Source organism: Streptomyces sp. NPDC051907, from assembly GCF_040681075.1.
Lineage (GTDB): Bacteria > Actinomycetota > Actinomycetes > Streptomycetales > Streptomycetaceae > Streptomyces.
In genome coordinates, this window is sequence record NZ_JBFAYB010000018.1 from 56,443 (window position 1) to 81,826 (window position 25,384).

Annotated in this window: 17 protein-coding genes and 1 tRNA gene; 7 read left to right on the forward strand and 11 right to left on the reverse strand. The window is 72.0% G+C overall.

Annotation, left to right across the window (positions count from 1 at the left end):
• Positions 1-5: 5 nt before the first annotated feature.
• Both glmU and AB0M39_RS13440 read right to left on the reverse strand, forming a co-directional pair.
• Entirely contained in the window at positions 6-1,451 is a 1,446-nt protein-coding gene (gene glmU, locus AB0M39_RS13435; RefSeq protein ID WP_365363494.1) for a bifunctional UDP-N-acetylglucosamine diphosphorylase/glucosamine-1-phosphate N-acetyltransferase GlmU, read from the reverse strand.
• Between the two features lie 164 nt (positions 1,452-1,615).
• A tRNA-Gln gene (locus AB0M39_RS13440) sits at positions 1,616-1,687 on the reverse strand.
• A 153-nt stretch (positions 1,688-1,840) separates the two neighbouring features.
• Here AB0M39_RS13440 and AB0M39_RS13445 point away from each other — a divergent pair.
• Positions 1,841-3,151 (forward strand): histidine kinase, encoded by a 1,311-nt coding sequence (locus AB0M39_RS13445; protein ID WP_365363497.1) that lies wholly within the window; start codon positions 1,841-1,843, stop codon positions 3,149-3,151.
• 289 nt (positions 3,152-3,440) lie between these two features.
• Here the strand turns inward: AB0M39_RS13445 and AB0M39_RS13450 are convergent, their stop codons facing one another.
• On the reverse strand, positions 3,441-3,932 hold the full coding sequence (locus tag AB0M39_RS13450; RefSeq protein WP_365363500.1) for an SUKH-3 domain-containing protein: 492 nt from the start codon (positions 3,930-3,932) through the stop codon (positions 3,441-3,443).
• Between the two features lie 10 nt (positions 3,933-3,942).
• Positions 3,943-4,458 (reverse strand): YwqJ-related putative deaminase, encoded by a 516-nt coding sequence (locus AB0M39_RS13455; protein ID WP_365363502.1) that lies wholly within the window; start codon positions 4,456-4,458, stop codon positions 3,943-3,945.
• A gap of 254 nt (positions 4,459-4,712) precedes the next feature.
• On the opposite strand from AB0M39_RS13455, the gene AB0M39_RS13460 reads away from it, so the two are divergent.
• From AB0M39_RS13460 to AB0M39_RS13470, 3 genes are all read left to right on the forward strand, one after another.
• The gene (locus AB0M39_RS13460; protein ID WP_365363504.1) at positions 4,713-5,696 is read left to right on the forward strand and encodes an SMI1/KNR4 family protein; all 984 of its coding nucleotides are present in this window, start codon (positions 4,713-4,715) and stop codon (positions 5,694-5,696) included.
• Positions 5,697-5,703: 7 nt separating this feature from the next.
• Positions 5,704-8,508: an SUKH-4 family immunity protein gene (locus AB0M39_RS13465; RefSeq protein WP_365363506.1), complete on the forward strand. Its 2,805-nt coding sequence runs from the start codon at positions 5,704-5,706 to the stop codon at positions 8,506-8,508.
• A 203-nt stretch (positions 8,509-8,711) separates the two neighbouring features.
• Positions 8,712-9,602 (forward strand): cellulose-binding protein, encoded by an 891-nt coding sequence (locus tag AB0M39_RS13470; protein WP_365363508.1) that lies wholly within the window; start codon positions 8,712-8,714, stop codon positions 9,600-9,602.
• Between the two features lie 80 nt (positions 9,603-9,682).
• Here the strand turns inward: AB0M39_RS13470 and AB0M39_RS13475 are convergent, their stop codons facing one another.
• From AB0M39_RS13475 to AB0M39_RS13490, 4 genes are all read right to left on the reverse strand, one after another.
• On the reverse strand, positions 9,683-10,393 hold the full coding sequence (locus AB0M39_RS13475; RefSeq protein ID WP_365363510.1) for a hypothetical protein: 711 nt from the start codon (positions 10,391-10,393) through the stop codon (positions 9,683-9,685).
• Between the two features lie 2 nt (positions 10,394-10,395).
• A complete protein-coding gene (locus AB0M39_RS13480) occupies positions 10,396-12,690 on the reverse strand; it encodes a hypothetical protein (protein WP_365363512.1) in 2,295 nt (764 codons plus the stop codon).
• An 83-nt stretch (positions 12,691-12,773) separates the two neighbouring features.
• Positions 12,774-13,226, reverse strand: coding sequence for a hypothetical protein (locus AB0M39_RS13485; RefSeq protein WP_365363514.1), 453 nt, complete (start codon positions 13,224-13,226; stop codon positions 12,774-12,776).
• A gap of 169 nt (positions 13,227-13,395) precedes the next feature.
• Entirely contained in the window at positions 13,396-14,937 is a 1,542-nt protein-coding gene (locus tag AB0M39_RS13490) for an MFS transporter (protein ID WP_365363556.1), read from the reverse strand.
• Positions 14,938-15,297: 360 nt separating this feature from the next.
• Between AB0M39_RS13490 and AB0M39_RS13495 the strand changes: the two genes are divergently transcribed.
• Complete coding sequence (locus AB0M39_RS13495; protein WP_365363516.1) at positions 15,298-16,086, forward strand: ABC transporter ATP-binding protein; 789 nt, start codon at positions 15,298-15,300, stop codon at positions 16,084-16,086.
• Entirely contained in the window at positions 16,083-18,650 is a 2,568-nt protein-coding gene (locus AB0M39_RS13500) for an FtsX-like permease family protein (RefSeq protein WP_365363518.1), read from the forward strand. Before AB0M39_RS13495 ends, AB0M39_RS13500 begins: the two co-directional genes overlap by 4 nt.
• A 108-nt stretch (positions 18,651-18,758) precedes the next feature.
• Here the strand turns inward: AB0M39_RS13500 and AB0M39_RS13505 are convergent, their stop codons facing one another.
• From AB0M39_RS13505 to AB0M39_RS13515, 3 genes are all read right to left on the reverse strand, one after another.
• Positions 18,759-20,300, reverse strand: coding sequence for a DUF2079 domain-containing protein (locus tag AB0M39_RS13505; RefSeq protein WP_365363520.1), 1,542 nt, complete (start codon positions 20,298-20,300; stop codon positions 18,759-18,761).
• A gap of 167 nt (positions 20,301-20,467) precedes the next feature.
• Positions 20,468-20,968: a hypothetical protein gene (locus AB0M39_RS13510; RefSeq protein WP_365363522.1), complete on the reverse strand. Its 501-nt coding sequence runs from the start codon at positions 20,966-20,968 to the stop codon at positions 20,468-20,470.
• A complete protein-coding gene (locus AB0M39_RS13515) occupies positions 20,961-21,455 on the reverse strand; it encodes a SigE family RNA polymerase sigma factor (protein ID WP_365363524.1) in 495 nt (164 codons plus the stop codon). Before AB0M39_RS13515 ends, AB0M39_RS13510 begins: the two co-directional genes overlap by 8 nt.
• A gap of 384 nt (positions 21,456-21,839) precedes the next feature.
• Here AB0M39_RS13515 and mfd point away from each other — a divergent pair, with 384 nt between their 5' ends.
• Complete coding sequence (gene mfd / locus AB0M39_RS13520; protein WP_365363526.1) at positions 21,840-25,370, forward strand: transcription-repair coupling factor; 3,531 nt, start codon at positions 21,840-21,842, stop codon at positions 25,368-25,370.
• The last annotated feature ends 14 nt before the right edge of the window (positions 25,371-25,384 follow it).

A 25,384-nucleotide genomic window follows, 5' to 3' on the forward strand; every position in this document is an offset into this window, starting at 1 on the left:
TCCGGTCAGTTCTCGTCGGCGACGACCTCGGCTGCCGCGGTGGCGGCCTGGGCGGCCGCGCTCCCGGGGCGCTTGCGGGCCACCCAGCCCTCGATATTCCGCTGCTGGCCACGGGCGACGGCCAGTGCGCCGGCCGGCACGTCCTTGGTGATGACGGAGCCGGCGGCGGTGTAGGCGCCGTCTCCGACCGTGACAGGAGCCACAAGCATGTTGTCCGCGCCCGTCCGGCAGTGCGACCCGATCGTGGTGTGGTGCTTGGCCTCGCCGTCGTAGTTCACGAAGACGCTCGCGGCGCCGATGTTCGTGTGGTCGCCGATGGTCGCGTCGCCGACGTAGGACAGGTGCGGGACCTTGGTGCCCTCGCCGATCGAGGCGTTCTTCATCTCCACGTACGCACCGGCCTTGGACTTCGCGCCCAGCCGAGTGCCGGGGCGGAGGTAGGTGTACGGGCCGACCTTCGCCCCCGCGCCGATCTCGGCGTCCTCGGCGACGGTGTTGTCGACGCGGGCGCCCGCGTGGACGGTGGTGTCGCGCAGCCGGGAGTTGGGGCCGACCTCGGCGCCCTCGGCGATGTGCGAGGCGCCCAGCAGCTGGGTGCCGGGGTGCACGATCGCGTCCTGCTCGAACGTCACCGTCACGTCGACGAGCACCGAGGCGGGGTCGACGATCGAGACGCCGGCCAGCATCGCGCGCTCCAGCAGCCGCTCGTTGAGCAGCCTGCGCGCCTCGGCCAGCTGTACGCGGTTGTTGATGCCGAGGATCTCGCGGTGGTCGGCGGCGACGGACGCGCCGACCCGGTGCCCGGCCTCGCGCAGGATGCCCAGCACGTCGGTGAGGTACTCCTCGCCCTGGCTGTTGTCCGTGCGGACCTTGCCGAGGGCGTCGGCGAGCAGCTGCCCGTCGAAGGCGAAGACGCCGGAGTTGATCTCGCGGATGGCGCGCTGCTCGTCGGTGGCGTCCTTGTGCTCGACGATCGCGGTGACCGCGCCGGTCTCGTCCCGCACGATCCGGCCGTACCCGGTGGAGTCCGGGACCTCGGCGGTCAGCACGGTCACGGCGTTGCCGTCGGCCGCGTGGGCGGCGGCGAGGGCGGTGAGGGTCTCGCCGGAGAGGAGGGGGGTGTCGCCGCACACGACGACGACGGTGCCCTCGGGGGCCTGACCGAGCTCCTCGAGCGCCATGCGCACGGCGTGGCCGGTGCCGTTCTGCTGGGCCTGGAAGGCGGTGCGAGTGCCGGCGTACTCGGCGGCGAGATGGGCCTCGACCTGCTCGCTCGCGTGGCCGACGACTACGACGAGATGCTCGGGGCTCAGCTCGCGTGCGGCGGATACGACGTGTCCGACGAGCGATCGCCCGCAGATTTCATGCAGGACCTTGGGGGTCTTCGACTTCATGCGGGTGCCCTCACCCGCTGCGAGGACGACGACGGCTGCCGGGCGATTGGCGCTCACGGAATTGCCCTTCGGCTTCGGGTGGTGGACATCCGAAGGATACCGGTGGGTTTCCGGCCTGAAACGGGCGCGGGTCCCGACCGCCGCGCGGTGAAACGAATGCGGGTCCCGACCGGCGTGATCGGAACCCGAATGAAGCGCGAATGAACGCGAAGCGTCTGCTGCTCCCCCGCCAGGACTCGAACCCGGACTAATGGCACCAAAAGCCACTGTGCTGCCAATTACACCACAGGGGATTGCCTAGCAACCCAAGCCGGACATTCTGCCAGGCGGCCGACTGGGCTCCCCACACTATGCCGTACCACCCGCCCTCGACGCGACGGGACTTAACCGGGGACCGCCCCGCGCTGCCACGAAATTCACTGGCGCCCGCCCGTAGGCTGGAAGACATGACCACAACGGGGGCACACCAGGAGAGCACGGGCCGACCAGCCCGAACCTGGCTGTGGTGGGGACGGCGGCGCAGTGTCGTGCTGGACGTGGGACTGGGTCTCGTCTCCGCCTTGGAATGCGCGCTGGAGGGCGTGGGATTCGCGGACAAGGCCGCGCTTCCCGTGCCCGTCGGCGTGCTGTTCGGGCTGCTCGTCGGATCGGTCCTGGTACTGCGGCGGCGGTGGCCGATCGCCGTGGTGCTGGTGTCGATCGCGACGACGCCCGCCGAGATGGGCTATCTGATGGGCTTCGTCGGCCTCTACACCCTGGCGGCGTCCGAGGTGCCGCGCCGGATCACGGCGATGCTGGCGGGGATGGCGCTGACGGCGATGCTGATCGTGACGTTCGTACGCGTGAGCCAGGACGTCGTGGCCGCGGACTTCGATCCCGAGCCCGGGGCCTGGTACGTGCCGACGATGGCGGGCTTCATGGCGCTGGGCCTGACCGCGCCGCCGGTGCTCTTCGGCCTCTACATAGGGGCGAGACGCCGGCTGATGGAGAGCCTGCGCGAGCGCGCGGACAGCCTGGAGCAGGAGCTGTCGCTGCTGGCCGACCGGGCGGAGCAGCGGGCGCAGTGGGCGCGTACGGAGGAGCGGACCCGGATCGCCCGGGAGATGCACGACGTGGTCGCCCACCGGGTGAGCCTGATGGTGGTGCACGCGGCGGCGCTTCAGGCGGTGGCGTTGAAGGACCCGCAGAAGGCGGTGAAGAACGCGGCGCTCGTCGGCGACATGGGCCGGCAGGCGCTGACCGAGCTGCGCGAGATGCTCGGCGTGCTGCGGGCGGGCGACGACGAGCACAAGCGCGCGGCCCCGGTCCCGCTGGCGGCCGTGGGCGCGGCGGCTGCGGCCGCCGCCGCGGCGGCCGAGGACGACGGACCGTCCCTGGCGGACCTTGAGGGCCTGGTCGGGCAGTCCCGCCAGGCGGGGATGGTCGTGGAGCTGTCGGTGCACGGCGAGGAGCGGGAGTACCCGCCGGAGGTCGAGCAGACCGCGTACCGGGTCGTCCAGGAGGCGCTGACGAACGTCCACAAGCACGCGGCCGGCGCGAAGGTGAGAGTCCGCCTCGCGCACCGCGAGGCGGAGGTGGCGATGCAGGTCGAGAACGGCGCCCCGGACGCCACGGGCGGCGGCTCGGCCCCCGGCCTCCCCAGCGGCGGCAACGGCCTGGTCGGCATGCGCGAACGCGTCACGGCCCTGGGAGGCGTCTTCGTCTCGGGCCCCACGGACGCGGGCGGCTTCCGCGTCTCAGCGGTGCTCCCGACATAGCGAGCCAACCCCACGCTCGAGGCCGTCCCTCGATCTGGGCCCCGAGGCGGCCAAACCCAGCCCGTCCGGCGCTTGAGGACGGACCTCACGCTGGGGCCCCCGAGGCGGGCAAATCCAGCCGGTCCGGCGCTTGAGGACGGACCTCACGCCGGGGCTCCCGAGGCGGGCAAATCCAGCCGGTCCGGCGCTTGAGGACGAACCTCACGCCGGGGCTCCCGAGGCGGGCAAATCCAGCCCGTCCGGCGCTTGAGGACACGCCCGCAGGGCGTCCCCTGCGACCAGGCAACCCTCACCCCGACGTCAGCCTCGCCGGCATCCCCCCCGTCACCAACGTCCCCAACGCCTGATCGATGTCCGCCCCCAGATACCAGTCCCCCGTGTGGTCCAGGCTGTACACCCGTCCCTCCGCGTCGATCGCCAGCACCGCCTGGTTCTCCCCCTCCTCGCCGAGCGGGGCGATCTCCGTGTCCAGCGCCCGGCCCAGGTCCGCCAGCGTGCGCGCCAGATGCAGTCCCGCCAGCGGGTCGATCCGTACCGGCGTCGGCGCCGTCTGGCGCCCCGGCCCCGGCGCCGCGATCCGCAGCCCGCCGAACTCCGCCCACGCCTCGACCGCCGCCGGGAACACCGTGTGCCGGTGGCCGGCCGGGGAGGCGTGCGCGCGCAGGGTGTCGGCCCAGTGCTCGGCGAGCTTGATGTCCCAGCGGCCGGGCTGCCAGCCCGCGTCGCGCAGCGCCGCGTCGACCGCGACAGGGAACCGGGTGGTGCTCAGATGGTCGGGCATCGGTGCGCGTTCAGCCGTTCTCGGGTGCGGTCGGGTCGACGGGGCGTACCCCGAAATGGTCGAGCATCGCCGTACAGGAACGGCAGGGCGGCGCGTAGCTGCCGTGCAGCGGGTCGCCGTCCTCGCGGATGCGCCGGGCCGTGAGCTTCGCATGCTTCAGCGCCCGACGCGCCTCCCCGTGCGTCAGCGGCTTGCGCTGGGCCCGTTTGGAGCGCTGCGTCTCCGCGCCCGACAGATGGCGCGAGAGCAGGATCGCCTCGGGGCAGCGCCCGGTGAAGCGTTCGCGCTGACCGCTCGTGAGGGTGTCGAGGAAATCCTGTACGAGCGGATGGAGGGCCGGCGGCTGATCCGCCTTCCCCGCCGTGCACGTCAACGTCTCGCCGCGTACGGAGAGCGCGGCCGCGACAGCGGGCAGGATGCCGTCGCGGCGGTGGTGGAGCGCAGGCGCCTGTGCGGCCTCGGCGCTGCTCCAGGTGAGGCGCGGATCGCCTGAGGCGTCTGACGATCGCGGTTGCGCTGTGTGCATGGTGCTGTTGTCCCCTCCCCGTGCACTCCCCCGAGTTGCGGGGGGAACAGCCTGCCAAATGGGACGCGTCGTGTGGAAGCTGGGGCGCTGAAACGTGTCTACGTGTCGCGCGCGGATCATGACAGATGACTGACGGATCACGGACAGGTCACCCCGGAGTGACTGATCGTTACGGAAGCGGAGGGCTCTCAGCCCCTATTGCGGCACCGCATAGGCTGTGCTGAACCAGCCAGACGCAGCAGGGGGCAACCGCCATGACGACAGGTCGGCTCGGGCAGCAAGCCGCGCCACCGAACGCGGCCTATGCCGGGCAGGTCGTGAACTTCCCGGACCCGGTCCGGGCCTCCCGCCACCCCAGAGGTGTGCGTGTGGACGAAAACGGCCACCCGGACTTCTCGCCGTACGCGCGTGCCGCCGCCGAGATCGCCGAGCCCCCGGAGGGCTTCGGCGTCGACGAGCTGAGGCTCACGGACTACGTCTCGGCCAACGCGGCGCAGTCCGCCGACGGCCACGAGCTGTGGGACACGATCCCGTCGGTCGCCACTCCGCACGGCTGGACCTGGCACCACGTGCCGGGCACCCGTCGGCTGGAACTGGTCCCCGTCGAGGTGAAGGCGCTGCTGCGGCACCACGCCGGTCTCGCCACCGCCCCGGTCGACCAGAGCAAGCGCGGCACGCGCCCGCTCCAGGAGACCCGGCCCGCGCACTTCGCAGTGCCGAAGAGCGCCGTGTCGGTGAGCGAGTCGCAGCTGCTGGGCCTGGAGGAGGACCTCGGCTACCGCCTGCCCGGCGCGTACCGCACCTTCCTCAAAGCCGCGGGCGGCTGCGCCCCGGTCGGCGCGGCGCTCGACGCCGAGCTCGGGCTCCTGGTGGACCAGCCGTTCTTCACCGTCCGCGAGGAGGCGGCGGTCAACGACCTGGTGTACGTCAACAAATGTCTGCGGGACCATCTGACGAAGGACTATCTGGGCGTCGCCTTCGTCCAGGGCGGGATCCTGGCGGTCAAGGTCAGGGGCTCGGCCGTGGGCTCGGTGTGGTTCTGCGCGTACGACGACGCGCGCGACCAGGACGGCTGGAGCGTGCAGGAGCGCGTGGAGCGGCTGCTGCTGCCCTGCGGCGACGACTTCGACGGCTTCCTCCAGCGTCTCGCGGGCAATCCGCCGGAGCTGGAGACGGTGGCGAACCTGATGGTGGACGGCGGCTTCGCGTACGCCGTTCCCGTCTCGGACGAGGGGTGACGGTCCGATGGTGACCTTTGCGCAGGCGCAGGAGCGCGCCGAGGAGTGGGTCAACGGCGACGTGCCCGCGTACCAGCACCGCGAGGTGCGGGTGCGGGAGTTCGAGCTGGGCTTCGTGGTGTGGGCGGAGGACCGCGAGAGCGGGGCCCGTTCGGACGGCGGACAGCAGCGGCTGGTGATCGCACGGGACAGCGGCGAGGCCACGCTGTGGCCCGGGCTGCCGGTGGGCGAGGTGATCCGCCGGTACGAAGAGGAGTACGGGACGCAGGCCGCCGAGCTCGACCCGGCCGCCGTGCCGGAGCAGCCGCAGCGGATCGACCTGAACCAGACGTCGTTCCTGTTGAGCCCGCCGGAGTGGCTCCAGGAGGCGGCGGACAAGATCGGGATCCCGGACCGGCGCTCGTCGTCCCGGACGCCGGCCGCGCCGGCGGCCTCGGGCACGCCCGCTGCCGGGACGCCCGCGTCGGTCCCCCCCGCTGCTCCGGGGACGCCCGCCGCGGGGACGCCTGCTCCGGGGACGCCCGCCGGTGTTCCCACCCCCACGCCCGCGCCGATTCCCGCGCCCGCTCCCACGCCCTCGTACGGGGCCAACGCCTCGCAGGCGGGCGGGAGTTCGTCCGGCGCCGGGTCGGCGTGGCCCGAGGCGCCCGGATCGACCTCGGGCCGCGGCGCCGCCGCGCAGGGCGCGTCGCAGGGCGGCTCGGTGTGGCCGAGCGCCGGCGGCGACGACCACGAGCCGACGGCCAACGACGGCGTGCCCCCCACGCCCGGCGGCGGCACGTCCTGGACGGACGCCAACGCCACCGGCGGCGGATCGGACGACGCGTCCGTGCCGCTCCCGGCCACGGTGTTCGCTCCGCCGATCACGGGAACGGACGATGAGGCCCCCCGGCCGCCCGCGGCGGCGGCAGAGGCCCCGACCGCGCTGATCTCGGGCGGCAGCCAGCTGCCGCGTACGACGGTCGCCCCGGCGCTGGACCAGCAGTCGCCGCAGGCGCACCAGACGCCGGTGGCCCCCGCGCAGCCCTCTCCGCAGCAGGCGCCGCCCGGCGCGGGCGACATCGCGGATCTGGCGACGAGCAAGGCATCCGTGCCGCGCGGCGCGCGCGGCAGCGGCGCCACGCCTCCGCCGCCGCCCGGTGCGCCCGGTGTCCCCGGGGGCCGGCCGGGGGCGACGCCTCCGCCGTCGGGGCCGGGCGCGCCCGGCGCTCCGGCGGGCGGCTATCTGCCGACGCAGCTCGTCTCGCACCTCGGCTCGGACGGCCCGCAGCCTCCTAGTGCTCCCGGCGCTCCGACGCCTCCTGGTCCGCCCGGTCCTCCTGGCGGCGGTGTCCACCATGCGGCGACGATGCTGGCCGGTCCCGCCCAGATGGGTCCCGGCCCGGGTGCTCCGCAGCCTCCCGGTCCGCCGGGTGCTCCGGGTGCGCCTGGTGTGCCGCAGCCTCCTGGTCCGCCCGGCGCCCCTGGCGCTCCGACGCCGCCCGGTCCTCCCGGCGGCGGTGTCCACCATGCCGCGACGATGCTGGCCGGTCCCGCCCAGATGGGCCCTGGCCCGGGCGCTCCCCAGCCTCCCGGTCCGCCTGGGGCTCCTGGGGCTCCTGGTGCTCCGGGTGCGCCTGGTGTGCCGCAGCCTCCTGGTCCGCCCGGCGCGCCTGGTGCTCCGACGCCGCCCGGTCCTCCTGGCGGCGGTGTCCACCATGCGGCGACGATGCTGGCCGGTCCCGCCCAGATGGGTCCCGGTCCGGGCGCGCCCCAGCCTCCCGGCCCGCCCGGAGCGCCTCCCGGCGCCCCGGCCGGTCCGCCGCCCGCGTACGGCTATCCGCAGCAGCCGACGGGTATGCCCACCGTGGGCCCCGGCTACCAGGCCGTGCTGCGCTACCGCGCGCCCGACGGCTCCGAGGCCCAGCTGATCCGCCGCTCGGCCCCCGGAACGCCGCACCCGGAGTGGCAGATACTGCATGAGCTGCGCGCCCTGAACGTGCCGCCGCAGCAGGTGCTGGAGCTGCACACCGAGCTGGAGTCGTGCCAGCTGCCCGGCGCGTACTGCGCCCGCATGATCCACGAGACCTGGCCGCAGGCGCGGATCACCTCGATCGCCCCGTACGGCAGGGATCACGCGAGCCGTCAGCAGGGGATGGGCCAACTCCTCGCGCATCAGGGCGAGTTGCACCAGGTCGCGGACGGCCCGGCGCGCCCCGCGCCGGTGCGCGCGCCGCTGCCGCAGGTGGCGCCGGCGCCGCCGATCCCGCCGGAGGCGATCGCGCAGGAGCTGGCGGCCGCGTTCGGGCCGCAGGGCATCTGCCGGTTCGACCAGCGGGCCGTCTCGCGTCAGGGCGTGCCGGAGCTGGTGGCGGCGACCCTGGTGTGGGCGGGTCTGCCGGCCGACTTCAACCCGTTCTTCTGGGCGCAGCCGGCCCAGCCGGTCGTCCCGACGCTGGCGGAGCTCGCGGCGCAGCGACAGGTGCAGCCGGCTTCGGACGCGGGCTCGTACCTGGTCGTGGGCAGCGACTTCGGCCGGGCGATCTGCGTGCAGTACGGCACGGCCCACATAGTGGCGGTGCCCGTCGAGTCGGGACCGGGCGGCCAGCCGGTGGCGCCGCAGTTCGTGAACAGCGGACTGCCGGAGTTCGTGCGCTGCCTGGCGCTGCTCGGCCGGATGTGGCGGCTGCGCTACGGCCTCAACCCGGAGCAGGCCGGCCGCTGGACGGTCGACTTCCAGGCGCAGCTGGCCGCGCTCGACCCGGCGGCGCTCGCGTCGCCGGAGGGCTGGTGGTCGGTGCTGCTGGAGCAGATGTGGGACGGACTGCTCTGAGGCGCCGATGAGCTGACACGCTGTCATACGAATGAGGAGGGCGCCCGACCTGTGCGACAGGTCGGGCGCCCTCGCATTTTTCTGGCTGACGATGACGCTTTCTTGACCGAAATGATCGGGTGGAGTGTCGCGTTATGACCGCTTCGCTCTGATCCACCAGGATGTGCGCGATACGCCTTGTGTGCCGGAGAGGGGCTTGAAGGATGAGTGCTGCATCGGTGTCACCCCACGGCTTCGTCGCCGTGCGGGGCCGTGGCTACCCCGTGGAGAAGGTCGACGCGTACGTCACGTCCCTGTCCCGCGACCGCGACGACGCCTGGGAGCGCGCCGCGCGACTGACGGTCCTCGCGAAGGAGATGGAGGCGGAGGCAGCCCGACTGCGCGAGGTCCTGGCGGCGCTCGGCCCGCAGACCTACGAATCGCTGGGCCGCCGCGCGCAGTACCTCTGGGCGCTGACCGAGGAGGAGGCCGAGGCGGTGCGGACGGGCGTCCGGGAGGAGGCGCAGGCCATCCACGACGGGGCTCAGGCGGCCGCCCGGCAGGCCCAGGACGGCGCCCGCGCGCACGCGGACGAGCTCCGGGCGACTGCCGAGGCGTACGCCCAGCAGATCCTGCTCGGCGCCCAGTCGACGGCCGACGAGATGCGCATCGAGGCGCGCCTGGAGGTGAAGGAGCAGCGCACGAAGACGCTGACGGACCTGAGGGACGCCCGTAGCCGGGCCGAGGGCACGCTGACCGATCTGGGCAACGACCAGGCGGAGCAGTGGGAGGCGCTGGGGCGCGAGGTCGCCGCCCGAGAGGGGGCGGTGGACGCCCGCAACGCCGAGCTCTCCGCCGTCGCGGAGGCCGGCCTCGCGGACGCCGAGCGCGCCTTCGCCGAGTCGGAGGAGCACGCCCGCCACAGCCAGGAGGACGCGGAGGCCCGCGCCGCCCAGCTGATCGCCGAGGCCCGTCTGCACGAGGACCGCACCCAGCGCGAGACCGATCGGGTACTGCGCGAACACGAGGGCGCCCGCGACGAGATGGAGGCGCACATGGCCCACATCCGCAACAGCCTGGCGACGCTGACGGGCCGCGCGGCGGCGGAGGGGTGACCGGGGTACTCGCTGGATGAACTGCTCCGCATGCGCGGCCTGACGGGCGGTGTGCGCCCCGTCAGGCCGCGCGGCGGTCGCTACGTCACCGAGGCGGGCGGCTCGGCCGGGACGACCGGCTTGTTCTGGCAGTCGAAGGTCTCGGCCATCACCTTGGCGGAGTTCAGGAGATGGGTCAGACGGACCCGGGGGCTGCTCTCTCCGGTGAGGGTGTCGGACATCAGGCCTTCGATGGGGATCTCGTTCTCCTGCTTCGCGGGCGTGCCGGGGATCTTGCACTTGACGTACACGCGGTATGCGGCCTTCCCGTCGGCGTCCTTCCCGTGGACGAGCCTGACGTCGGAGTTGACCGGGGTCACGGTCTGCGCGGGGCCGACGTCGGACTTCTCGTCGAAGCGGAAGTCGAAGGGGAAGGTCGAGGCGCCGTACCGCAGTGCGAGCTCCTTCTGGGAGTTCTCGACGTCCGTCCTGGCACTGCACACGTCGGACTCCAGGAAGGTGGGAACCCCGGAGTCCTCCGGGCCCCAGTTCTCCACCTGCCGGTAGAACAGCGCACGCGCGCTCTTCAGGTCGTCCTCGGCCTTCAGACGCGCCTTGGCCCCTGTGCGGTCCTTGAGCCACTTCAGCCCGGCGTCGCCCAGGAGCTCCTTGCAGGCGGAGTCGTCGGGAGCGTCGGAGGGGGCGGCGACGGAGCCCTCGCCCTTCTCGCCCTTCTCGTCGCTCCCGGAGCCGCACGCGCCCGTGCCCAGCATCACGACGGCCAGGACGGCAAGCGGAACACGCCTTCTCATGGTCACCATCCCCGGGCGGCCTCGGTGCCGCCCAGCTGTCCGCCGTCGTTGTACCTGCCCTCGGCGCGCTCGGCCAGTCGCCTGACCTCGTCCTCGGTCATGCCGTTCGCCTCCGCGTAGTTCAGGAGAGGGGTCATCGCGTTCCTGCTGCCGTCGTACTTGGCCTTGTCGATGCCGGCGACCGAGTCGTCGAAGTTGTCGAACTCATGGTCCTTGAGCCACTGAAGCGTGTTCACGGAGACCTGTGTGTTGATCGCGCCGCCGACCGTCTCGAGGGCGATGGGGACGGCGATCAGCGCAGCGCCGCCGGTGGGGACGATCAGGGCGGCACCCACGCCGACGCCGACGCCGACCGCGGCCTCGGCGGCGAACTTGCGCCACTCGCCCTGCTTCTCGAGCTCCAGGTTCCGCTGGTCCTTGTCGTCGGCGAACTCCTTGCCGATGGACTCGGCGCGCGCCTGGTCCAGCAGGCCGTGCATCCGGGCGCTGGAGACGCCGGCGTCCAGCGCGTCCGCGCGGTTGTCCTGCGCGGCCATCGAGCTGGCGCCGTAGACCTGCTGGGCGGTCGAGACGGTCTCGTAGGAGTCCTCGTCGGCGGCGAGCGCCCGCAGGAAGTTCTTGCTGCCCGACTCTCCGAAGTCGCGGAGACGGTGGCCTTCGGAGTCGAACATGCCGTCCCGGCCCGAGGCCGCCCCGCTGCCGCCCCAGTCGGCCATGGAGTAGTTGAGGCTGTCGATGTGGCCGGCCGCCATGTTCGCGAGGCTGTCGCGGACGCCGTCCTGCTTGTCGATCATGTCGGACGACTTGTAGTGGTCGACGACCCGGTCCATGAGCAGGGTGCGCTGGTCCCGCGCCGCCTTCTCCTCCTCGGTGCCCAGCGGAGGGATGGACGGGTCCTTGTCGTCGTACGCGTACCCGAGCGTGCCCGACTCCAGGGCGTGGCCGAGGTTCTTGAATCCCGTCGTCTTGCCGTCCTCGTCGGTCGGCCACTTGCGCGCGCCGTCGCCTTCCTGGTTGACGAGGTAGTCCCAGTTGGACATCTCCTTCAGGTCGTCGCCGGAGCCCTTGCCGGACGAGCCGTCGAAGAACTGGAGGGAGGCCTCCGGGTTGTGGCCGAGCGCCTCCATCAGGTTGGCGACCGGGTCGCTGTCCGGCTTGGTCCCGCCCGGCGGGTAGCTCAGCTGGGCGGGGTTCATCCGGTTCTCCCAGAGCTCGGACGGGCCGCCCAGCACCGGGTCGTCGGACTTGCGCTCGAAGTCGATCAGCTTCTCGCCGTACTTGTTGAGGAACGCGGTGTCCCACTTGCCCTCGGTCATCAGCGGCCCGAGCACCTGGAAGCCGTACGGAGCGCTCATCATGCCGTTCGGGTGCTTGATCGGGTCGTCGCCCAGCTCGATGATCTTGTCTTTCCACGCCTGCATGGCAGGGGTGTCGGCGTGTGTGGCGTTGGCGAGGGTGATGCCCAGGTTGTCCTGCACCCCGGCGAGGAGCTTCGCGCGGTCGCTGTCCTTCTCCGGCGTGCGGCCGTGGCCCGGGTCGGCGAGGCTGCGCCAGAACTCGAGCGTGCCCTCCGGGGTCAGCTTCGTCGCGAACCGCTCGGCGAAGGCGGGGTTGTCGCGGTGGTACTTGGCGATCGTGTTGAAGCGCTTCAGCTCGTCGTCGGTCATGCCGTCGCCCTTGGCGGCGAGCTTGACCATCGCGTCGGCGTCCTCGACGCCCTGCTGTCGGTCGGCGTCCTGGAGGCCCTTGAAGCCCGTCTCGTCGAAGTCGTGCTTGCTCTGGGCGTGCTTGCGCAGGGCGCGCGCGGCGATCCGGTCGGTCTCGTTCGCCTCCTCCAGGATCTTGGAGATCTCCGCGGCGGCGGCGTCGACCTCCTCCTGGCTCGGCTGCTCCTTGGGCCCGCCCTCGACTTCGCGGGGCGGGCCGGAGTACATCGCGCTGCCCTTGGCGTCGATGTAGATGTACTTCTTGGCCCACTTGGCGATCGCGGTCTTCAGATCGTCCTGGTTCTTCTTGAGGCCGGTGTGGGCCTCCTGAAGGATCTTGTGGATGCTGCGGGCCTCGGTGACCATGTCGTCGAACTGACGGGCCGTGGTGGTGGTGAACGACTTGGTGACGGTGGCGTTGTCGCCCTTCCAGTCCGCGCCGTTGGCCTTGCGCTCCAGATCGGCCGCGTTGACTCCGCCGTCGCCCCCGTCGGCGAGGGTGACCAGCTTGTCGAGCATCTGCTGCCACTGAGTGACCGCGGTGCTCAGCTTGCTGAAGTTGAGATCCTGCAATTCCTGGCACGTCACCATGTCAAGCTCCCCGTATTACCGCGCATATTCCGAAACCGTGTCCCATGTCCCGTACTCGCGTATCAGCGCTCGATTGCCGCGATCTACTTGAACTGGTCGTGGATGCGCGAAACGGTCATCAGATTGCCGCCCTCGTCCATCAGACCCAGCACGATTTTCCGCTCCTGCTTTGTGTGCGTAGAGCGCGAATAGTCGAGATGGTTTGAGATGTGCCCGCACGCCTCTTTGAGCGTGGCGAGCTTCGTGCTCCAGGCGTCGTGCACTTCGAGGAGTCCCGAGCCCATGTCCAGGCCGTTGTTGAACAGGTCGTTCGAGGCTTCGAAGGTGGCTACGCGGGCGTGGTCGCCGTCGCCGGACAGCTGCTCCCGCAGCGAGCGCGCGAGATCGCCGAGTTTGCCCAATTCGTCGTCGTAGACCGTCAGGTCGTCTTTGCCGCCCGTGCTCGGATGCCCGCCGGGCGCCCCATTGAGGCGCATCTGCGTCGACTGGGCGTCAATCGCCCCGGACTTGGCCTGTTCCCATTCGTCCCATGCCATGGACTGCCCCCGTCAAACTTTCGTCTTGATCACTCGATGCGGCTTGCGCGACGCATGACTTCTCTGCTCCAAGGTAGCCGGGTAGCGTCCGCAAAAGGCAAGTCAGGGATCACTGAGGGATGAGAACTTCACGAAGATCGCACAAACGCACAACCGTGGAAGATCGTTCTCAGTGGCGCGAAGTCGGCTCTCGGGACACCGGGTCGGCGAGCACCGGGAAGCGCTTCGGCGCGACGAAGAGCAGCACCAGCAGCGAGAGGCCGGCCGCCGCCGCGGCGCCCAGATAGACGTAGTCGACCGCCGCCGCGACCGCGCGGCGCAGGCCGTCCGCCGACTCCGCGGTGAGCGCGCCGGGGTCGGACAGCGCGTGGGAGACCGCGTCCAGGTCGCCCGCGTCGCCGAGGCGGCTCGCCAGGGTCGCGTTGGCCACCGCCCCGAACAGCGCCGCGCCCACGCTCTGGCCGACCTGGCGGCAGAACAGCACGGACGCCGTCGTCGTGCCCCGCTCCGACCAGCCCACCGTCGACTGGACGCCGACGATCAGCGGGAGCTGGAACAGCCCGAGCGCCGCGCCGAGCAGCAGCATCAGCAGCGCCGGCTGCCAGGGCTCGCCCGGGTAGGGCAGCAGCGGGAAGGACGCCATGATCAGGCCCGCCAGGCTGATGCCGATGATCGCCGTCCGCCGGAAGCCGATGCGCGTGTAGACGCGGTCCGCCAGCGCCGCGCTCACCGGCCAGCTCAGCGTCATCACCGACAGCACGAACCCGGCGGCGATCGGGCCGAGCGAGAGCACCGACTGGGCGTAGGTGGGGAGGAAGACGGTCGGCGCGACCATCAGGAGGCCGAGCGCCCCCAGGGCCAGGTTCACCGCGGCGATCGTGCGGCGGCGCCAGACCCAGCCCGGGATGATCGGCTCCGCGGCCCGCCGCTCCACCACGACGGTTACCGCGATCAGCGCCGCGCTGCCGCCGAGCAGGGCGAGAGAGGGAGCGGAGAGCCAGGGCCAGGCGATGCCGCCCTGGACGAGCGCGGTGAGCAGGAGCGTGCCCGCCGCGAAGATCGCCAGCGCGCCGGGCCAGTCGACGCGGGGGCGGGCGGCGGGGCGGCCGCGGGACGGCTCGCGGAGATGGCGTACGACCAGCCACAGCGCGACCGCGCCCACCGGCAGGTTGATCAGGAAGATCCAGCGCCAGTCCGCGTACGCGGCGAGCAGCCCGCCGACCGCCGGGCCCGCCACGGCGGACACCGCCCACACCGTCGAGAGCCGGGCCTGGATCTTGGGGCGCTCCTTCAGCGGGTACAGGTCGGCCGCGATGGTCTGCACCGTGCCCTGCAACGCCCCGCCGCCCAGCCCCTGCACGACGCGGAACGCGATCAGCGACGCCATGTTCCAGGCGGCCGCGCACAGGAGGGAGCCGACGAGGAACAAGGCGATGCCCGCGACGAGGACGGGCTTGCGGCCGAAGGTGTCGGAGAGCTTCCCGTAGACGGGGAGGGTGACCGTCACCGCGAGGAGGTAGCCGGAGAAGAGCCAGGAGAAGACGGAGAAGCCGCCGAGGTCGCCGACGATCTGCGGTACGGCGGTGGAGACGATGGTGCCGTCGAGCGCGGCGAGCCCCATGCCCAGCATGAGCGCGGCGACGACCGGCCCCCTTCCCCGCGCCGCCCCCGCCGGCGCCCCCGCCCCCGCCCCCTTCTCCGTCGCCCGTATCTCTCCCTCTCCGCTCACGCCAAGATCCTTTCCCCCTGCACGTATTTTTCCCGCACACCCTCTCACTTGAGCCTCACGTAGCGGCAGGGTGCAGGCTGGGGTCCTCCCCAGGGTGGAGAGCCCCTAGGGGGGACTCCCTACTCCTGGCCAGGGAGTGTTCGTCCCGGCGGACGACGAACGCGCCAGGACCGTTCTTTAGGTTGGTCTTACGGCCGGACGGTGCGGCCGGCGCCACCAAGGGGTGGGGAAAACCCCCGGAAGAAGACTGCGCTGGGCACCAGCGCGCCCGGCCCCCTCCAGCAGCAAGACTCAGACCGTCTTCACCGACACCCGCACGACTACTGACTTAGGAGAGCTACCGTGACAACGGCTGTAACCACTCCCAGGCATGGGGACACTGGAGGGCGTACGGCCGTCGCCGCGCGAGGGCGGCAGGTCGTCAAGGCGTACGGCTCCGGCGAGACCCGCGTCGTCGCGCTCGACCATGTCGACGTGGACATCTCCCGCGGGCAGTTCACCGCCATCATGGGCCCGTCCGGCTCCGGCAAGTCGACGCTGATGCACTGCCTCGCCGGCCTGGACACGGTCTCCAGCGGCAAGATCTACCTCGACGACACCGAGATCACCGGGCTGAAGGACAAGAAGCTCACCCAGCTGCGCCGGGACCGGATCGGCTTCATCTTCCAGGCGTTCAACCTGCTGCCGACCCTCAACGCCCTCGAGAACATCACGCTCCCCATGGACATAGCCGGCCGCAAGCCGGACACCGCCTGGCTCAACCGGGTCGTGGACACCGTCGGCCTGTCCGAGCGGCTCAAGCACCGCCCGACCCAGCTCTCCGGCGGCCAGCAGCAGCGCGTCGCCGTGGCCAGGGCGCTCGCCGCCCAGCCCGAGATCATCTTCGGCGACGAGCCGACCGGAAACCTCGACTCCCGCGCGGGCGCCGAAGTCCTCGGCTTCCTGCGCCGCTCGGTCGACGAGCTCGGCCAGACGATCGTGATGGTCACCCACGACCCGGTGGCCGCCTCGTACGCCGACCGCGTCCTCTACCTCGCCGACGGCCGGATCGTCGACGAGATGTTCCGGCCGACCGCCGACGCCGTGCTGGACCGCATGAAGGACTTCGACGCGCGGGGGCGGACGTCGTGACTGTGCTCAAGACCTCGCTGCGCAACTTCTTCGCCCACAAGGGGCGTATGGCGCTCTCGGCCGTGGCCGTGCTGCTGTCGGTGGCCTTCGTGTCGGGCACGCTCGTGTTCAGCGACACGATGAACACGACGTTCGACAAGCTCTTCGCCGCCACCTCCTCCGACGTCACCGTCAGCCCCAAGGGCGCCGACAACGACACCCCGCGCACCGGCAAGCCCGAGTCGGTGCCCGCCTCGCTCGTCGAGCAGGTGAAGAAGGCTCCGGGCGTGCAGTCCGCCGAGGGCGGCGTCGCCAGCATGAGCGTCACCGTCGTCGACGCGGAGAACAAGGACCTGGGCTCCGGCGGCGGCGCCCCGACGATCGCGGGCAACTGGACCAAGAACGACCTCAAGGCCATGGAGATCACCTCCGGCCACGCCCCGCGCGGCCCCACCGAGGCGATGGTCGACGCCGACACCGCCGAGAAGAAGGGGCTCAAGCTCGGCGACGAGGTGCGCACCATCGCCGTCGCCGGCGACTTCACCGCGAAGATCACCGGCATAGCCACCTTCAAGGTCACCAACCCCGGCGCGGCGGTCTTCTACTTCGACACCGCCACCGCCCAGCGTGAACTCCTCGGCAAGGAGGGCCTGTTCACGCAGATCTCGGTCACCGCCGCGTCCGGCGTCAGCGACGAGCAGCTCAAGCAGAACATCGCCGGCGTGCTGGACGCCCCGTACAAGCTGCAGACGGCGAAGGAGGCCGCGGACGCCGGCCGCGAGGACGTCGGCTCCTTCCTCGACGTGATGAAGTACGCGATGCTCGGCTTCGCCGGGATCGCCCTGCTCGTCGGCATCTTCCTGATCGTCAACACCTTCTCGATGCTGGTCGCCCAGCGCACCCGCGAGATCGGCCTGATGCGGGCCATCGGCTCCAGCCGCAAGCAGATCAACCGCTCGGTGCTCGTCGAGGCGCTGCTGCTCGGCGTCGTCGGCTCCGTCGCGGGCGTCGCCGCCGGCGTGGGCCTGGCCGTCGGACTGATGAAGCTGATGGGCTCCATGGGCATGGAGCTGTCCACCGACGATCTGACCGTCAAGTGGACGACCCCGGCCGTCGGCGTCGCCCTCGGCGTCATCGTCACCATCGTCGCCGCGTACGTCCCGGCTCGCCGGGCCGGCAAGGTCTCCCCGATGGCCGCTCTGCGCGACGCCGGAACCCCGGCCGACGGCAAGGCGGGCTGGATCCGGGCGGGCATCGGCCTGGTCCTCACCGGCGGCGGCACGGCCGCCCTGCTGGTCGCCACGCGGGCCGACAAGGCCGGCGAGGGCTCGATGTTCCTCGGTCTGGGCGTGGTTCTGACGCTCATCGGCTTCGTGGTCGTCGGCCCGCTGCTGGCGGGCGTGGTGGTCCGGGTGATCAGCGCGCTGATCCTGCGGATGTTCGGCCCGGTCGGCCGGATGGCCGAGCGCAACGCCCTGCGCAACCCCCGCCGTACGGGCGCCACCGGCGCCGCCCTGATGATCGGCCTCGCCCTGGTGGCGTGCCTGTCGGTGGTCGGCTCCTCGATGGTCGCCTCGGCGGAGGACCAGCTCGACAAATCCGTCGGCGCGGACTTCATCATCAGCGCCGGCGAGGGCCAGCCGATCGTGCCGAAGGTCGAGAAGGCGCTGAAGTCCGCCGCGCACATCGACCACGTCACCAACTACAAGTCCGTGGAAGCGAAGCTGACCGCCCCCGACGGCAAGACCGAGGACGAGGACCTGGTCGCCGCCGACCCGACGTACGCCCAGGACCTGCGCCGCGAGACCGTCGCGGGCGAGCTCTCGGCGGCGTACGGCAAGGACGCGATGTCGGTGGGCGACGACTACGCCGAGCGGCACGGCGTCAAGCTCGGCGACACGATCAAGGTGGCCTTCAAGCACGGCGAGAGCGCCGAGCTGCGGGTCGCGGCGATCACGTCGGAGGACACGAGCATCGACAAGGGCGCGATGTACACCAACATCACGACCGTGGCGCGGTACATCCCCGCCGACCGGATGCCCACGAACACGATCATGTTCGCCGCGGCCGAGGAGGGCAAGGAGAAGGAGGCGTACGCGGCCCTCAAGGCGTCGGTCTCCAAGTACCCCCAGTACAAGGTGCAGAACCAGACCGACTTCAAGCAGGATCTGAAGGACCAGATCGGTCAGCTGCTGAACATCGTCTACGGCCTGCTGGCGCTCGCGATCATCGTCGCGGTGCTGGGCGTGGTGAACACGCTGGCCCTGTCGGTGGTCGAGCGGACCAGGGAGATCGGCCTGATGCGTGCCATCGGCCTCTCGCGCCGCCAGCTGCGCCGCATGATCCGCCTGGAGTCCGTCGTCATCGCCCTCTTCGGCGCGCTGCTCGGCCTCGGGCTCGGCATGGCCTGGGGCACGGCGGCCCAGAAGCTGCTGGCGCTGGAGGGCCTGGGGACCCTGGAGATTCCGTGGCCGACGATCGCGACGGTCTTCGTCGGGTCGGCGTTCGTGGGTCTGTTCGCCGCGCTGGTCCCGGCCTTCAGGGCAGGCCGGATGAACGTGCTCAACGCCATCGCGTCCGACTAGCGACGCACTGACCACCCTGACGGGGGCAACGGGGGAGGGCCCCGGCGCGCGCTTCGGCGCACGCCGGGGCCCTTGTTTTCCTCCGCGTCTGCTTCCGGCGGGGACTCCTCACACTCTGCGCTTCAGCACGATGTAGCCGCCTCCCGTGCCCGCGACCGAGTAACGGGCGTCCGGGTGGAGGTGCTTGGCGTACCCCACGGGGTTGCGGTACTGGCCGTCCCTGTTGTCCAGGGCGATGAAGTCCGGGGTCTCGCCCTCCGCGCCGGTGATCCAGAAGACCCGGCAGCGGGAGGTGAGACGGCTGATCGGGCCGATGTTCGCCTCGACCGTCGCGTCGTCGGGGATGCCGTCCAACAGGGCCTCCGCCTGCCGCACTTGAGCGCTCTTGCGGTACGTCGCCGACTCCGTCAGGGCCGACAGGGGGAGCGTCGTCGTCAGCGCCACCGCGGCCGTCGCCACACACGCCGGCAGGCGGATCGCGTACGCGCGCAGCCACATACGGGGGCTGCGGCGGGAGATGTCCACCGCGTCCACGAGCGCCAACGCCAAGACCGGCATCAGCACCGCGCTGTAGTGCCACTCCGTCGACCAGTAGTGGTCGTCGGCGGACAGGAAGCGCCAGCCCAGGGTGGGCGCCGCGGCCAGCAGCAGGGGGGAGCGCAGGGCGAGCAGGCCCGTCGTCGGGATCAGCAGCCAGGCCAGCGTGAAGAGTTTGACGTCGACGGCGGCGGTGAGCGTGCTGTCGCCGCCGACCTTGGTCCAGTAGTCGTACGCGCCCGTGGTGTTGAAGGCCGGTATCAGCACCGTCAGCGTGAGGAGCGTGGCCGCGACGCCGAACGCCGCGGCGCCTATGGCGTACGGAACGGTCCTCGGGGAGACCCGGCGCGCACGGAGGGCCACGATCACGGCGAGCGCGGCCACCGTGACGCCCAGGTCCTCTTTGACCAGCACCAGCGGCAGCGCGCAGAACAGGGCCGTGCGCCAGCGCTGCCGCAGGATCGCCTCCAGCGAGAAGGCGATCAGCGGGACGGCGAAGGCGATCTCGTGGAAGTCGAAGTCGACGGCGCGCTGGACGCCCCAGGAGAGCCCGTACCCGACCCCGATCGCCAGGCCGGGCGCGCGGCCGAGGAGCCGCGTGGCGGCGCGCGTGACCGGGATCGCGGAGAGCGCGAAGAGCGCGGCCTGGGCGACGAGCAGGGTGACCGGGCTGGGGAAGAGCCGGTAGGCGGGCGCGAGGAGTGCGGTCACCGGGCTGAAGTGGTCGCCGAGTACCAGCGCGCCCGGTCCCTTGAGGTCGGCGACCGGGGCCTGGAGGTGGGCGTAGGCGCGGACGGCCTGCTCGAAGATGCCGAGGTCCCAGGAGAGCGTCTCCATCCGGCGGAAGCGGAGCACCGAGATCGCCGTGTACGCGGCGAAGAGCGCGAGCGCGAGGAGGTACGGGTACCAGTCGCGCTGTCTCGTCGTACGCGCCGGCGCGGCCAGCGGCTTCTCGGCGACGGCGACCGCCGCGACCGCGACCGCCGCGGGGGCGAGTGCAGGAGGGGCGTCGGGCGCGGAGGCGTCGGACGTCGGGTCGTCTGACGTGGGGGCGTCGGGCGCCGGGACGTCTGACGCGGGGGCCTCGGGCGCGGCGACGAGGGCTCCGGGCATGGGTACGAGGGCTCCGGGCATGGGGACGGCTTTCGGTTCGGCGACGGCGGACGCTTGCCGGTGTGCGGCTCGGGCGCCGCCCCCGCCCTTCGGGAGGGGGGCGGGGGGCTGGGGGCGGCGCCTCTCGGCCGCGGGGAGCGGCGGGCGGGGGAGGTCTCCTAGACCTCTCATGGGCTGGCCGCACCGGACGGCGTGCTCGTCGACGTCGGCTCGCCGGTCGCCGGAAGCGCGTCGCTGGGCGTGCCGACCGGCAGCTCCGTCGTCGGCTCCGAGGTCGGCTCGGTGGGCGGGGGCGGGGACCAGAGCGAGGCCCCCGGCGTGAACAGGGACGACTCGGACGGCGACACCGGCGGCGAGGGCGTGCTCGTGGCCGGCGGCGCGGGGTACGCGGTGGACGGCAGCGGCGAGGAGACCGGCGACGGCGGCGAGGCTGGCTGCTTCGCCGGTCCCGTGGGACCGGGCGACGTCCGCAGGGCCGCGACGGCCCCCGTTCCCGCCAGCGCGCACACCACGCAGGCCGCCGCGGCGGCCATCGCCGCCCTGCGCCGACGCCGCCGCAGCCCGCGCTCCGCGACGTGCGCGGCGGACTCCGGTACGACTCTTCCGCCGCCGTCCGCCGCCGCGCGCTTGAGCGCGGCGGACAGCGCGTCGTCGTTGAACTCAGACACCGTGCTCCTCCTCGGAGACGAGGTGAGGCCGCAGCGCGGCCCTCGCGCGCGAGAGATGGGTCTTGACCGTGCCCGCCGATATCCCCGTCTCGGCGGCCACCTCGGCGACCGTGAGGTCGCAGACGTAGTGCAGGACGGCGACCCGCCGCTGCCGCTCCGGGAGCTGCCGCAGGGCCGCGACCAGCGCGACCGTCCCCGGGTCCGGCGAGGGCGCGGCGTCCGGCAGGCCGCCCTCGCGCCGATGCCAGGCCTCCGCGGCCCGGCCCCGCCGCCGCCACCGGCTGATCGCGAGCCGCCAGGCGACCGTCCGTATCCAGGCCTCCGGCCCTGCCTCCCGGCTCAGCCGGGCACGCCGGCCCCAGCCCCGTACGAACGCCTCCTGGACCACGTCCTGGGCCTCGTGGAGGTCCCCGGTCATCAGGTACACCTGCCCGACCAGCTGTTTCACGGAGTGCGCGTAGAACTCCTCGAACTCCTCGTCGGTCAAGGCGGCGGCTCCTGGTCGGCTCCCGGGGTCGGCGGGCGGCCGGCTACCGGTTCCGCCGGCGCGTCGGCCGGCGGCTCGTGGACAGATCTCATGGCGTATACGTCTGTCGGCCCCGGTTCGGTTGACATCCCCCGGTCACTTTCTGACATCCGTCCCCGCCCCTTCCGGCATCCGTCCCCGCGTCCCTCCTGCCTCGCGCCGCCTCCCAGCGCGCCCCTCCCGCCTCCCAGCGCGCCCCTCCCGCCGTCCGCTGGCGCCGCGCCGCGATGATTCCGGACGCGGCTGTCACTGCCTCGTCGTACGCTGGAGACCCCCGGCCCGTTCGACGTGTCGGGCGGTTCGCGTTGCCCACCCCCCGCCCTGAGCCCCCGGATGGAACCCTTCATGAGCCTGCACGGTCTCCTTGACGCCGTCGTACGTGACCCGGCGCTCGCCGAAGCGGTGAAGGCTGCCTCGGACGGCCACCGCATGCACGTCGACCTGGTCGGACCGCCTGCCGCGCGCCCCTTCGCCGTGGCCGCGCTGGCCCGCGAGGCCGGGCGGCCCGTGCTCGCCGTCACCGCGACCGGGCGGGAGGCCGAGGACCTGGCCGCCGCGCTGCGCTCGCTGCTGCCGGAGGAGGGCGTCGCCGAGTACCCGGCGTGGGAGACCCTGCCGCACGAGCGGCTCTCGCCCCGCTCGGACACCGTGGGCCGGCGGCTCGCGGTGCTGCGCCGGCTCGCCCACCCGTCGCAGGACGACCCGGCGGCCGGTCCGGTCTCGGTGGTCGTCGCGCCCGTGCGCTCCGTGCTCCAGCCGCAGGTCAAGGGCCTGGGCGACCTGGAGCCCGTCGCGCTGCGGAGCGGTGAGAGCGCGGATCTGAGCGAGGTGACCGAGGCGCTCGCGGCCGCCGCGTACTCCCGGGTCGAACTGGTCGAGAAGCGCGGCGAGTTCGCGGTCCGCGGCGGCATCCTCGACGTCTTCCCGCCGACCGAGGAGCACCCCTTGCGGGTGGAGTTCTGGGGCGACGACATCGAGGAGATCCGCTACTTCAAGATCGCGGACCAGCGCTCCCTGGAGGTCGCCGAGCACGGCCTGTGGGCCCCGCCCTGCCGCGAGCTGCTCCTCACGGACAGCGTGCGCGAACGGGCCGCCGTCCTCGCCGAGGCCCACCCGGAGCTCGGCGAGCTGCTCGGCAAGATCGCCGACGGCATCGCGGTCGAGGGCATGGAGTCCCTCGCACCCGCCCTGGTCGACGACATGGAGCTGCTGCTCGACGTCATGCCGAAGGGCTCGATGGCGGTCGTGTGCGACCCCGAGCGGGTCCGCACGCGCGCCGCCGACCTCGTCGCCACGTCGCAGGAGTTCCTCCAGGCCTCCTGGGCGGCCACCGCCGGCGGCGGCGAGGCCCCGATCGACGTCGGCGCGGCCTCCCTGTGGGGGATCGCGGACGTACGGGACCGGGCGCGCGAGCTCGAGATGATGTGGTGGTCGGTCTCCCCCTTCGCCGCCGACGAGGAGCTGTCGGACGAGACGCTCAAACTGGGGATGCACGCCCCGGAGACGTACCGAGGGGACACCGCCCGCGCGCTCGCCGACACCAAGGGCTGGCTGTCCGACGGCTGGCGCACGGTCTACGTCACCGAGGCGCACGGCCCCGCGGCCCGCACCGTCGAGGTGCTCGGCGGCGAGGGCATCGCGGCCCGCCTCGACGGCGACCTGGCCGACATCTCCCCGTCCCTGGTCCATGTGGCGTGCGGCTCGATCGACTTCGGCTTCGTCGACCCGGGCCTGCGGCTCGCCGTGCTGACGGAGACGGACCTGTCGGGCCAGAAGGCGGCCGGCAAGGACGGCCAGCGGATGCCGGCCAAGCGCCGCAAGACGATCGACCCGCTGACCCTGGAGGTCGGCGACTACATCGTGCACGAGCAGCACGGCGTCGGCCGGTACATCGAGATGGTCCAGCGGACCGTGCAGGGCGCCACCCGCGAGTACCTCCTCGTCGAGTACGCGCCGGCCAAGCGCGGCCAGCCCGGCGACCGGCTCTACATCCCCACCGACCAGCTGGAGCAGGTCACCAAGTACGTCGGCGGGGAGGCCCCGACCCTGCACCGGCTCGGCGGCGCGGACTGGACGAAGACGAAGGCGCGCGCGAAGAAGGCGGTCAAGGAGATCGCCGCCGACCTGATCAAGCTGTACTCCGCGCGGATGGCGGCCCCCGGACACGCCTTCGGCGCGGACACGCCCTGGCAGCGGGAGCTGGAGGACGCCTTCCCGTACGTCGAGACGCCGGACCAGCTCTCCACGATCGCCGAGGTCAAGGAGGACATGGAGAAGACGGTCCCGATGGACCGCCTGATCTGCGGCGACGTGGGCTACGGCAAGACGGAGATCGCGGTCCGGGCGGCCTTCAAGGCGGTCCAGGACGGCAAGCAGGTCGCGGTCCTCGTGCCGACGACCCTCCTGGTGCAGCAGCACTTCGGGACGTTCTCCGAGCGGTACTCCCAGTTCCCGGTCGTCACCAGGGCGCTGTCCCGCTTCCAGTCGGACACGGACGCGAAGGCGACGCTGGAGGGGCTGCGGGACGGCGCGGTGGACATCGTGATCGGCACGCACCGGCTGTTCTCGTCCGAGACCAAGTTCAAGGACCTGGGACTGGTCATCGTGGACGAGGAGCAGCGGTTCGGCGTGGAGCACAAGGAGCAGCTGAAGAAGCTCCGCGCCAACGTCGACGTGCTGACGATGTCCGCCACCCCCATCCCCCGTACGCTCGAGATGGCGGTCACCGGCATCCGCGAGATGTCGACGATCACCACTCCGCCGGAGGAGCGGCACCCGGTCCTCACCTTCGTCGGCCCGTACGAGGAGAAGCAGATCGGCGCGGCCATCCGCCGCGAACTCCTGCGCGAGGGCCAGGTCTTCTACATCCACAACCGGGTCGAGTCGATCGACCGGGCGGCGGCGCGGCTGCGGGAGATCGTCCCGGAGGCGCGGATCGCGACCGCCCACGGCCAGATGTCCGAGTCGGCCCTGGAGCAGGTCGTGGTCGACTTCTGGGAGAAGAAGTTCGACGTGCTGGTCTCGACGACGATCGTCGAGTCCGGCATCGACATCTCCAACGCCAACACGCTCATCGTGGAGCGCGGCGACAACTTCGGCCTCTCGCAGCTGCACCAGCTGCGCGGCCGGGTCGGCCGAGGCAGGGAGCGGGGCTACGCCTACTTCCTCTACCCGCCGGAGAAGCCGCTGACGGAGACCGCCCACGAGCGCCTGGCGACGATCGCCCAGCACACGGAGATGGGCGCGGGCATGTACGTCGCGATGAAGGACCTGGAGATCCGCGGCGCGGGCAACCTCCTCGGCGGCGAGCAGTCCGGCCATATCGCGGGCGTCGGCTTCGACCTGTACGTACGGATGGTGGGGGAAGCGGTCGCGGACTACCGCGCCTCGCTGGAAGGCGGAGTCGAGGAGGAGCCGCCGCTGGAGGTCAAGATCGAGCTCCCGGTCGACGCGCACGTCCCGCACGACTACGCACCGGGCGAGCGGCTGCGGCTCCAGGCGTACCGGGCCATCGCCTCGGCGAACACCGAGGAGGACGTCAAGGCGGTCCGCGAGGAACTCGTCGACCGCTACGGCAAGCTCCCCGAGCCGGTGGAGAACCTGCTCCTGGTGGCGGGCCTGCGGATGCTGGCGCGCGCGTGCGGAGTCGGCGAGATCGTCCTCCAGGGCTCGAACATCCGCTTCGCCCCGGTGGAGCTGCGGGAGTCGCAGGAACTGCGCCTGAAGCGCCTGTACCCCCGGACGGTCATCAAGCCCCCCACCCGCCAGATCCTGGTCCCCCGCCCAACCTCGGGCAAGATCGGCGGCAAGCCGGTGGTGGGCCGCGAACTGCTGGGCTGGACGGGCGAGTTCCTGGCGACGATTCTCGGGTCGTAACGCGAGGGGGCGCT

Excerpts from the sequence above, each read along its gene's own strand:
- AB0M39_RS13485 (WP_365363514.1), bottom strand. The coding sequence starts at position 13,226 with ATGGCATGGGACGAATGGGAACAGGCCAAGTCCGGGGCGATTGACGCC.
- AB0M39_RS13465 (WP_365363506.1), top strand. The coding sequence starts at position 5,704 with ATGGTGACCTTTGCGCAGGCGCAGGAGCGCGCCGAGGAGTGGGTCAAC.
- mfd (WP_365363526.1), top strand. The coding sequence starts at position 21,840 with ATGAGCCTGCACGGTCTCCTTGACGCCGTCGTACGTGACCCGGCGCTC.
- AB0M39_RS13505 (WP_365363520.1), bottom strand. The coding sequence starts at position 20,300 with ATGCCCGGAGCCCTCGTCGCCGCGCCCGAGGCCCCCGCGTCAGACGTC.
- AB0M39_RS13460 (WP_365363504.1), top strand. The coding sequence starts at position 4,713 with ATGACGACAGGTCGGCTCGGGCAGCAAGCCGCGCCACCGAACGCGGCC.
- AB0M39_RS13470 (WP_365363508.1), top strand. The coding sequence starts at position 8,712 with ATGAGTGCTGCATCGGTGTCACCCCACGGCTTCGTCGCCGTGCGGGGC.
- AB0M39_RS13455 (WP_365363502.1), bottom strand. The coding sequence starts at position 4,458 with ATGCACACAGCGCAACCGCGATCGTCAGACGCCTCAGGCGATCCGCGC.
- AB0M39_RS13475 (WP_365363510.1), bottom strand. The coding sequence starts at position 10,393 with ATGAGAAGGCGTGTTCCGCTTGCCGTCCTGGCCGTCGTGATGCTGGGC.
- AB0M39_RS13445 (WP_365363497.1), top strand. The coding sequence starts at position 1,841 with ATGACCACAACGGGGGCACACCAGGAGAGCACGGGCCGACCAGCCCGA.
- AB0M39_RS13480 (WP_365363512.1), bottom strand. The coding sequence starts at position 12,690 with ATGGTGACGTGCCAGGAATTGCAGGATCTCAACTTCAGCAAGCTGAGC.
- AB0M39_RS13450 (WP_365363500.1), bottom strand. The coding sequence starts at position 3,932 with ATGCCCGACCATCTGAGCACCACCCGGTTCCCTGTCGCGGTCGACGCG.